The 10,863-nt window shown below is 65.9% G+C and carries 5 protein-coding genes; 1 reads left to right on the forward strand and 4 read right to left on the reverse strand.

The genetic code is table 11. From position 1 onward, the window contains the following. The 4 genes from ACZY1I_RS00005 to ACZY1I_RS00020 all read right to left on the reverse strand — a co-directional run. Positions 1-5,472: PPE domain-containing protein (locus ACZY1I_RS00005; RefSeq protein WP_463752240.1), on the reverse strand; the 5,472-nt coding region annotated here is incomplete at its 3' end. 342 nt (positions 5,473-5,814) lie between these two features. Beyond that, the gene (locus tag ACZY1I_RS00010) at positions 5,815-7,980 is read right to left on the reverse strand and encodes an AAA family ATPase (protein WP_463752241.1); all 2,166 of its coding nucleotides are present in this window, start codon (positions 7,978-7,980) and stop codon (positions 5,815-5,817) included. Beyond that, entirely contained in the window at positions 7,977-8,834 is an 858-nt protein-coding gene (gene pssA, locus ACZY1I_RS00015; RefSeq protein WP_463752243.1) for a CDP-diacylglycerol--serine O-phosphatidyltransferase, read from the reverse strand. Before pssA ends, ACZY1I_RS00010 begins: the two co-directional genes overlap by 4 nt. Further along, positions 8,831-9,529 (reverse strand): phosphatidylserine decarboxylase, encoded by a 699-nt coding sequence (locus ACZY1I_RS00020; RefSeq protein WP_463752244.1) that lies wholly within the window; start codon positions 9,527-9,529, stop codon positions 8,831-8,833. The genes pssA and ACZY1I_RS00020 overlap by 4 nt, the downstream gene beginning before the upstream one ends. A 50-nt stretch (positions 9,530-9,579) precedes the next feature. On the opposite strand from ACZY1I_RS00020, the gene ACZY1I_RS00025 reads away from it, so the two are divergent. Next, positions 9,580-10,821: an MFS transporter gene (locus tag ACZY1I_RS00025; protein ID WP_463752246.1), complete on the forward strand. Its 1,242-nt coding sequence runs from the start codon at positions 9,580-9,582 to the stop codon at positions 10,819-10,821. Positions 10,822-10,863: the final 42 nt, after the last annotated feature.

Genomic DNA, 10,863 nt, shown 5'->3' on the forward strand with positions numbered 1-10,863 from the left:
GATGGGGTCGATGGTGATGGTGGGGGTGCTGATCGGTCCGATGGTGCCGCCGAGGCCCAGGGAGATGGGGTCGATGGTGATGTTGGAGATGTTGATCGGTCCGACCGTGCCGAGGATGTCGAGCGGAATTGCGGGCAATTCGATGGGTTGCGTAGAGATGGGCCCGACCGTGATCGGGCTGATGAACAGGTCGAATGGCGCGATGCCGAATTCCTGGGTGGTGATGGGGCCGATCGTGATCGGATCGAGCGCAAAGCCGATCGCTGGGATGGTGATGTCGGTGAGGCTGCCCGTAATCATCAGGCTGAGCGGTGATATCTGGTTGATGGAGAGGCCGGATACATCAATAGGGCCCATGTGGCCGCTTCCCGTAAGAGGGCCGGCGGAGAACGGGAAGGAGGCAATGGTGCCGTCGATGCCGATGGTGCCAATGCCGCCGGTGACGTCGAACTGCAAGCCGACGGGATCGATCGTGATGGGGCCGATGGTCCCGCCGATGGGGCCAGTGCTGAGTTGGTTGATGGTGATGGACGGGATGATGAGGCCACCGACGGTGCCGGTGATGCCGTCCGGGGGGCCGATGACGAACGGGTTGATGGTGACGGGCGGGATAGTGAAGGGTCCGACGGCGCCGCCGAGGTCCAGCGGGAACGGCAGAATGTTGATCGGCTGTACGTTGATCGCGCCGACGGTGCCGCCGATTTCCAGCGGGAACGGCAGAATGTTGATCGGCTGAATGGTTATCCCACCGACGGTGCCGTCGATGCCCAGCGGGAACGGCAGAATGCTGATAGGCGCGACCGTAATGGTTCCGACGGTGGCATCTATGGCCAGCGGTATCGCATCGATGGTGATGGGCGAGATCGCGATCTTGCCGACAATGCCCTCGATGCTCAGCGGTATCGAGTCGATGGTGATGGGCGCGACGGTGATCGCCCCGATGATGCCGTCGATACCCAGCGGCAGGGCGTTGATGGTGATGGGTGGAGTGACGATCGGCCCTACCCCGCCGCCCAGGGCCAGCGGGAAGGGGAGTATCTCGACCGGCGGTACGACGATGTTTCCGATGGTGCCGCCGATTTCCAGCGGGAATGCCGGGATGTTGATCGGCGGGATGGCGATGGCGCCGATGGTGCCGCCGAGGTCCAGCGGGAACGGCGCGATGGTAAGCGGCGGAATCACGATGGGGCCGATGGAGCCGGCGAGGTCCAACGGGATCGCCGGGATGTTGATCGGCGAGACGCGGATGGGGCCGACGGGGCCACCGATGTCTAATGGGAACGCCGGGATGTTGATCGGCGGGACGACGATGTCTCCGAGGCTGCCGTTGAGCGTTATCGTGAAAGGCGCACCGGTAACGGCGTAGCTGAAGCCCAGGTTTCCCAAGTCGCCGAGCCCCGGCAGCCCGACGATGTTGTTCCCGGTGATGAAGAAACCGGTGTTGACGTTACCGGTGTTGAAAAGGCCGGTGTTGATATTGCCCGTGTTGAGAAAACCGGTGTTGGTGTTGCCGGTATTCGCGCCGCCGGTGTTCACATCGCCGACGTTGAAAATGCCGGTGTTGAAATTGCCGGCGTTTCCGATGCCCAAGCTGGCCAGGCCGGCGTTGAATATTCCGGTGTTGTTATTGCCGGAGTTGAACAGGCCAACATTGTTCTGACCTGAGTTGCCGATGCCGATGTTTCCGGTGCCCGAGTTGAACAGGCCCAGGTTGCCGATGCCGGTGTTGAGTTCGCCGATGCCGATTTGGTTGTTGCCGGTGAGGCCGATACCGATGTTTCCGGTGCCGGTGTTACTGATCCCGATGTTGGAGGCGCCGAAGTTGGCGATACCGGCGTTGAAGTTGCCGGTATTGGCGAAGCCTTGATTGCCCAGGCCTGCGGCCGACGGCAATCCTGAGTTGGCGAAGCCGAGGTTGCCGTTGCCGATATTGGCGAAGCCGAAGTTGGCGCCGCCCAGGTTGCCGAGGCCGAAGTTGCCGCTGCCTATGTTCGCGCCACCGATGTTGTGGTCGCCGACGTTGCCGAAGCCGAAGTTGAGGCTGCTGGTGTTGAGGAAGCCGGAGATCAGGTCGCCGACGTTTCCGACGCCCGAGTTGCCGGCGCCGGTGTTGAAGAATCCCGATTCGCCCCCCCACCCGCTGTTGAACAATCCCGAGGACGGGGTGATGGTCGAGTTCAGGGCTAGCTGCGGTAGCGAGAATCCGAAGAGGGTTATGCCGATTGGTCCGACGTTCCCGTCGATGATCAGCGGGAATACCGAAACTTCGATGGTGGGGGTGATGATCGGGCCGAGGGTTCCACCCAGGCCCAGGGGGAACAGCCCAATCTCGATGGGGGGTGTGATGATCGGGCCGAGGGTTCCGCCCAGGTGCAGGGGGAACAGCGGAATTTCGATGGGGGGTGTGATGATCGGGCCGACGTTTCCGGTGATCCCGAGTGGGAACGCCAGAATGTCGATCTGCGGGATGACGATCGGTCCGATCGTGCCGTCGATGCCCAGCGGGAACGCCAGAATATCGATTTGCGGGGTGGAGATCGGGCCGATGGTGCCGTCGATGCCGAGCGGTATCGGCGAAATGGTAATGGGGTCGACGTTGATGGGTCCGATGGCGCCGCCGAGGGTCAGCGGGATTGGGCTGATGGTGATGGTGGCGGTGTTGATGGGTCCGATGGAGCCGCCGAGACCCAGTGGGATCGGGTCGATGGTGATGGCGGGGGTGCTGATAGGGCCGATGTTGCCCAGGAGGTCCAGTGGGATGGGGTTGATGGTGATGGGTGGGGTGATGATGGGCCCGATGGTGCCGCCGAGGCCCACGGCGATGGGGTCGATGGTGATGGTGGGGGTGCTGATCGGTCCGATGGTGCCGCCGAGGCCCAGGGAGATGGGGTCGATGGTGATGGCAGGGGTGATGATCGGTCCGAGCGAGCCGAGAATGTCGAGCGGAATTGCGGGCAATTCGATGGGTTGCGTGGAGATGGGCCCGACCGTGATCGGATTGATCAACAGGTCGAATGGCGCAATGCCGAATCCCTGGGTGGTGATCGGACCGATCGTGATCGGCTCGAGCGCGATGCCGAACCCCGGGATGGTGATAGCGGTAATGCCGCCCGTGATGGCGAGGTTGATCGGCGATTCTTGAGTGGCGGTGATGCCGGCGGTATTTATGGGGCCGACGTGGCCGTCGCCGAACTCAAGGGTGCCGATGACGATACCGAACTCGGGAATTATGCCGTTGACGGCGAGGGTGCCGATACTGCCGGTGACGTCGAACGCCAAGCCGACAGGATCGATCGTGATGGGGCCGACGACGCCGCCGATGGGGCCGGTGCTGAACGGGCCGACGGTGATGGGCGGGATGACGATGCCGCCGACGGTGCCGGTGATGCCGTCCGGCGGGCCGATGACGATCGGGTTGATCGTGACGGGCGCGATGGTGAAGGGCCCGACACTGCCCCCGACGTCCAGTGGGAATGCGGCGATGGTGATGGGCGGGATGGTGATGGCTCCGATGGCGCCGCCGATGTCCAGCGGGAACGGCAGAATGCTGATCGGCTGAATCGTGATGCCGCCGACGGTGCCGTCGATGCCCAGCGGGAACGGCAGAATGCTGATCGGCTGAATCGTGATGCCGCCGACGGTGCCGTCGATGCCCAGTGGTATCGGGTCGAGGGTGATGGGCGGGATGGTGATCTCCCCGACCATGCCGTCGATGCCCAGCAGTATCGGGTCGAGGGTGATGGGCGGGATGGTGATCTCCCCGACAATGCCGTCGATGCCCAGAGGTATCGCGTCGATATTGATCGGTGGAGTGACGATCGGCCCCAGCCCGCCGCCCAGGGTCAGGGGGAAGGGAAGTATCTCGATCGGCGGCACGGAGATGGGGCCGATCGCGCCGCCGAATGCCAGCGGGAACGGCAGGATGTTGATCGGCGAGACCACGATGGGGCCGAGGGTGCCGGGAAGGTCCAGCGGGAACGCCGGGATGTTGATCGGCGGGACCACGATGGGGCTGATGAAGCCGACAATGTCGACCGGGAACGCCGGAATGTTGATCGGCTGGATGACGATGGGGCCGATGGAGGCGACGAGGTCCAGCGGGAACGCCGGGATGTTGATCGGCGGGACGACGATAGGGCCGATGGAGCCGTCGAGGTCCAGCGGGAACGGCGCAGTGTTGACGACGTAGCTAAACCCTATGTCTCCCAAGCCGCCGAGCCCCGGCAGCCCAGTGATGAAGTTCCCGGTGATAAAGGCACCGGTGTTGACGTCGCCGGTGTTGAACAGGCCGGTGTTGATATTGCCGGGATTGAAAAAACCGGTGTTGGTGTTGCCGGTGTTCGCGCCGCCGGTGTTCACATCCCCGACGTTGAAAATGCCGGCGTTGAGATTGCCGGCGTTTCCGAGGCCCAAGCTGGCTACGCCGGCGTTGAATATTCCGTTATTGGAACTGCCGGAGTTGAACAGGCCGATGTTGTTTTGACCCGAGTTGCCGATGCCGATGTTTCCGGTGCCCGAGTTGAACAAGCCCAGGTTGCCGTTGCCGGTGTTGAGTGCGCCGAAGCCGACTTGGTTGTTACCGGTGAGGCCGATGCCGATATTTCCGGTGCCGGTGTTGCCGATCCCGACGTTGGAGTTACCGAAGTTGGCGATACCGGCGTTGAAGTTGCCGGTGTTGCCGAAGCCGTGGTTGCCCAGGCCTGCCGCCTGCAGCAGGCCCGAGTTGGCGAAGCCGAGGTTGTCGTTGCCGATGTTGGCGAAGCCGAAGTTGGCGCCGCCGATGTTGCCCAGGCCGAAGTTGCCGTTGCCCAGGTTCCCGCCGCCGATGTTGTTGTCGCCGACGTTGCCGAAGCCCAAGTTGAGCTGGCCGACGTTGCCGGCCCCGATGTTGAGCACGGCCGTGGCCGACTCGGCGGCCATCGCGGTAGTAGCCGCCTGCAGGCTGGCCGCGCCAGGCAGCGAGTGGGTTAAGTCCGTCAACATCGACACGACCGCCGAAACCTCGGCGTGGTAGCCGGACATCGCGGCGACATCCTGTGCCCACATCTGTTCATAGGCAGCCTCAACCGCCGCGATTGCCGGGGCGTTGATACCGAACACGTTCGACATGGCCAGCGACAACATTTGGGCGCGGTTAGCGGAGACGGCGACCGGAGACACAATCGATGCCATCGCTGCCTCGAACGCCGTGACGCCCTGGCGGGCCTGGCCGGCAGCCAGTTGCGCCTGCGCGCCCGCCTCGGCCAGCCACCCGACATACGGTGCGACTGCTTCGGCCATCGCTATCGAAGCCGGCCCCTGCCAGGACGCGGCCGCCAATCCGGCTGTCACCGAACCGAAGGCTTCGGCCGCAGAACCGAGTTCCGCGGCCAGTCCGTCCCAGGCTGCGGCCGCAGCAAGCATCGGACCCACACCTGCGCCTGCGAAGATCCGCGCCGAATTGACCTCGGGTGGCAGCACAGAAAAATTCATCGCGCCACCCCACTGCTACACAAGCCGCTGCACGACCGCATCCAGCGATCGACCGACAACCACCCCTGAACGGTGTAATCGAACCCCCGCCCCGCGTTAACTGTAGACACTCGGCCTGATCGCGAAAAGTGCAGATCGCGAAGAAAATTTGGGCGCTATGTCCGCATTCGACAATGGTGTGCAAATGGTGACCCTGCGCAAATGTGTGCCCAAGGGCGCGCTGACATCCTCGGTTGCGTCCTTCGTCGTCATCTAAGTGCGGCAACTCTGGAATTGATCGACTCCGCGCAACGGGCCGCAGCGGGCAGTTTTACCCGACCCCTTCGGGGCAAACCCGTCTGGCTAACTGCCTTTGGCGAAGCCCCGCAGCGACTCCACCTGCAGCGGGTCCAACGAGGGCCGCACCTTCTCGCAGGCGGCGGCCAGATCGGCCGCGGTGACGTCGACGGCATCGATCGAGCGGCGCATCGCGGTCAGCGCCGCCTCACGCAGCAGGGCTACACAGTCCGCTGCGCTGTAGCCGTCCAGGCCCGCGGCCACCGCGTCCAGGTCGACGTCGGAGCTCAGCGGGATCGACCTGCCCGCGGTGTGCAGGATCTCCCGGCGGGCGTCGGCGTCCGGTGGTTCGACGAAGACCAGCCTTTCCAGCCGGCCTGGCCGCAGCAGCGCCGGGTCGATCAGATCGGGCCGGTTAGTGGCGCCCAGCACCACGACATCGCGCAGCGGGTCGATGCCGTCCAGTTCGGTCAGCAGCGCGGCCACAACCCGGTCGGTCACGCCCGAGTCGAAGCTTTGGCCACGTCGCGGCGCCAGCGCGTCCACCTCGTCGAGAAACACCAGTGAGGGCGCGGAATCGCGTGCCCTGCGGAACAATTCGCGCACGGCCTTCTCCGAAGAGCCCACCCATTTGTCCATGAGCTCGGAGCCTTTGACGGCGTGCACACTCAGCTGTCCGGTGCTGGCCAGTGCGCGCACCACAAAGGTCTTGCCGCAGCCGGGCGGGCCGTACAGCAGCACTCCGCGCGGCGGGTCAACGCCCAACCGGGCGAAGGTGTCGGGATGCTGCAGCGGCCACAGCACGGCTTCGGTCAGCGCCTGCTTGGCCTCGACCATGTCGCCGACATCGGCCAACGTGACGCTGCCGACGTTGACCTCCTCGCTGGCCGAGCGCGACAGCGGCCGGATGACGGTCAGCGCCCCGAGCAGGTCTTCCTGGTTCAGTTTCGGTGGCCGGCCGTCGGCGCTGGCCCGCGATGCGGCGCGCAGCGCGGCCTCCCGCATCAGCGCTGCCAGATCGGCCACCACGAAACCCGGTGTGCGGCCGGCAATTTCGTCGAGCTTCAGATCGTTTGCCGGCACGTCCTTGAGTAGCGCTTCCAGCAGCGCCCGGCGGGTCGCCGAGTCGGGCAGCGGCACGCTCAACTCGCGGTCGCACAATTCGGGGGAGCGCAGCCGCGGGTCGATCTGGTCGGGGCGCGCGGAGGTGGCGATCAATGCGAGGCTGTCGGAAGCCACCGCGGTCCGCAGCTCGGCAAGGATCAGGGCTGCCACTGGGTCGGCGGTCTCCGGCAACAGGGCGTCGACGTCGGTGATCAGCAGCACCCCGCCCCCATCACGAAGCGTCGTCACCGCGCTCGCCACAGACTTGAGCCGGTCTTCGGCTGCCAGCGCACCGACTTCCGGCCCGTCCAACTCCACCAGCCGTCGGCCCGCGCACACCGCACGCACCAGCGTCACCTTGCCTACGCCGGCCGGTCCCGACACCAGCACGCCCAGGTTGGTGCCCGCGCCCAAGGTCTTGAGCAGGTGCGGTTCGTCCAGGGCCAGCTTCAGCCACTCGGTCAGCTTGGCGGCCTGGGGTTGAGCGCCTTTGAGTTCCTCAACCTGAATTTCGGGGCGGGCAACACTGGCGCGTTCCGGCGAGGACACCCGGATAGTGCTCGGGACCTCGGTACCCCAGGAAACCAAAGAGTTCGGCTGCACGCTGACCGGCCCGTCCGGGTCGACGCCGGTGACTGTCAACAGCTCCGAGGTCCAGCTGATGCCCACCGACGACGCGAGTGCGCGGGTCGCGGTCGAGGTGGACGTTCCGGGTCCCAGGTCGCGCGGCAGCAACGACACCGCATCGCCGACCGTCATCACCTTGCCCAGCAGCGCCTGCCGCAGGGTGGCCGACGACAGTGACCGGGTCGCCATCGCCGAACCGCTTAAAGTCACCGTGCGGGCGCCGAATACGGTTGCCGCACTGATGATCACCTCGGTGCCTTCCCGCAGCCCGGCGTTAGACAGCGTGACGTCGTCCAGCAACACGGTGCCGACCGGGATATCGCTGGTAGCCATCCCGGCAACGGCCGCCGTGGTCCGGGATCCGGTGAGCGAGACGGCGTCCCACTCCCGGATGCCCAACGCGACGATGGTGCTCGGGTGCAGCCGTATGACGCCGCGGCGGGAGTCGACGGCAGAAGTGTTCAGCCGGGCGGTGAGAGTGAGCTGGCCAGCCCGGGTCAAAGTCGCCTGCTGGGCTTGCGTAGCCCGAGTCGCGCCACCGACCGCCGGTTGGGTTGCGCCCGGCGGTCCGCGCGCCGGACGGCGCGTCTTTGCTTGTTGTTGTCCTCCCACGCTTCCGGGTGCTTGGCCAGCCAGCGCTTGCTGCGCAGGGCGAACGGCATGTGCACCACATAGGCGATGATGATCACCCAGATCAGCACGTAGGGCGCCAGCACCGAAGCCGCGGCCACCATCGCCAGCACCGCCAGTAACGGGGCTGCCCAGTTCGGCGGTACCGCCAGGGCGTGGAACTTCTTCATCGGCAGCGCGCTCACCATCAGCAGCGACGTCCCGGTGATCCAGAAGGCCAGGAACCAGATCGAGGTCCACCAGCCCTCGCCGAACTGCAGTTTGAGGCCCATCGTGCCGATCATCGAAACCGCGCCCGCCGGCGCCGGCATGCCGACGAAGTACTCCTTCGCGTACGACGGAAGGGTTCCGTCGTCCTGCTGAGCGTTGTACCGGGCCAGCCGCAGCACGACGCACACCGCGTACAGCAACACCACCGCCCAGCCCACCGGCCACTTCGACAACAGCGTCGCATAGACCACCAGGGCCGGTGCCACCCCGAAGTTGACCGAGTCGGCCAGCGAATCGATTTCGGCACCCATCCGCGACTGCGCATCCAGGATGCGGGCCACCCGGCCGTCCAGGGCATCGAGGATGGCGGCGATGGCGATCAGCGCCATCGCCGGTATCGGCTTGTGATCGAGCGCAAACCTAATCGAGGTCAGGCCCGCACAGATGGACAGCACGGTCATGGCGCTGGGCAGCAGATGCAGGTCTTTTCGACGCACCCGGGGTTTGTTGATCATGACAGTTGCGCCAGCACGGTCTCGCCGCCGATGGTGCGCTGGCCGAGTTCGACGAGGGGTTCGGCGCCCTCGGGAAGGTAGGTGTCCAGACGCGAGCCGAATCGGATCAGCCCGTAGGTGTCGCCGATGAACAACTGGTCGCCGACGTGCGCGTTGCACACGATGCGGCGGGCGACCAGGCCGGCGACCTGCACGGCCACCACCTCGGCGCCAGTGGCAGTGCGAATCCGCAGGCTGGTGCGCTCGTTGGCGTCACTGGCCTCCGGCAGGTCGGCAGACAAGAACTTTCCGGGACGGTGCTGGACGGCGATCACCTCGCCGCTCACCGGTGCGCGCTGCATGTGCACGTCGAGGATGGACAGGAAGATGCTGACGCGGGGCAGTGGCGTCTCGCCCATGCTCAATTCGGCGGGCGGCACGGCCGTGTCGATCACACAGACGGTGCCGTCAGCGGGTGCGACCACGGCACCGGCCCGAGTGGGTGGCACCCGGTTCGGATGCCGGAAGAACCCCGCGCAGGCGCCAGCAGCGAGCAGGCCGGTGCGGCGCAGCCACCGATGTCGGTAGCCGCCGGCCGCTACAGCCAGACCCGCGGAGATGAAAGGTAGACCCGCCGGGTGTATCGGCGGAACGGTCGACCGCACCAACTCGATGAGGTGCGCGGGACCTTCTGAAGAGCCAGGGCGTCGTGCCACGCGGGTCATCTTACGGAAGCCTTTCAAGCCCGCGTGGTTCGTTAGGGTCCATGGTGGGAAAGCATTGGATTGGCTTGCCCGCCGGAGAGGCTGAACCCATTCCCGATTCGACTTGTACTGCGCCTTCGCGCGCGACTCAACTGCGTCGCGCGCAGCTCGCCGTCACCGCAACATTCATCGCGCACGCGGTGCTGTTCTCGTCATGGGTGGCCCATATCCCGCAGGTCAAGGCGGAATTGGGGCTATCTGACGCGGCGCTGGGGACGGCGCTGTTCGGCGCGCCGCTGGGATCAGTGGTGGCGACGGTGTTCTGCCACTGGGCGCTGCCCCGCTGGGGGAGTGACACATTGGTGCCGGTCTTGATCGCGGGCTACGCGTTTGCGGCGATGACGGTCGGCCTGGCCACTTCCGGAGTTTGGCTGTTCGCGGCGTTGGCACTGTGGGGGACGTTCCAGGGCGGCCTGGACGTCACGATGAACACCCAGGCCGGCACGATCGAGCGCGTTGTTCAGGCGCCGATCATGGCCCGCTTCCACGGCATGTGGAGCCTGGGCGGATTGCTCGGAGCGATGATCGGCGCCGCCTGTGTGAGCGTCGGGGTCGGTCTCGAATTGCAGTTGACGGTGCTCGGGGTGGTGGTGCTGACCGTGGCGGGACCCTTCACCCGCTGGCTGATTCCCGACGAGATGGCCGCCGCCGCATCCCAGGAGCGCGGGCGCGCCTGGCTCACGCCGACGGTGGCGATCCTTGCCGCGGTCGCGTTCGCGTCCTTCATCTGCGAGGGCGCCGCCGCCGACTGGTCGGTCACGTACGTGCACAACGTGGTCGGAGCCGGGACCACGGTGTCAGCGCTGAGCTACGCGGCCTACACCCTGGCCATGGTGGTGATCCGGTTCGCTGCAATGCGGCTGCATGCGCGGGTTTCGGCCCGACGGCTGCTCCCGGCTCTGGCGCTGCTGGCTGCGGTCGGCATGACCGTGACTCTGGCAACCGCCAATCCAGTGCTCAGCGTGATCGGCTTCGGGTGTCTTGGCGCCGGGGTGGCGCTGCTGGTGCCGACAGCGTTCAGTGCCGCATATTCGGCGGGCAACGGGGGTCCGGCGATCGCATTCGTCGCCGCGACCGGGTGGATCGGTTATCTGCTCAGCCCGCCGTTGATCGGCCACCTCGCCCAATGGGTCGGCCTGTCGGCGGCGCTGGTCACCATCCCGGTGGCGATCTCGATCGCCGCCGTCGCCATCAGGAGCACCACCGCATTCGACGTGGCCGACGAACTCCGTCGCGAACGCTAGGCGATGGTGGCGACCCGCTGCGCCCGGCAATAGCGCCGCGCT

Source organism: Mycobacterium sp. IDUB_37, from assembly GCF_055419245.1.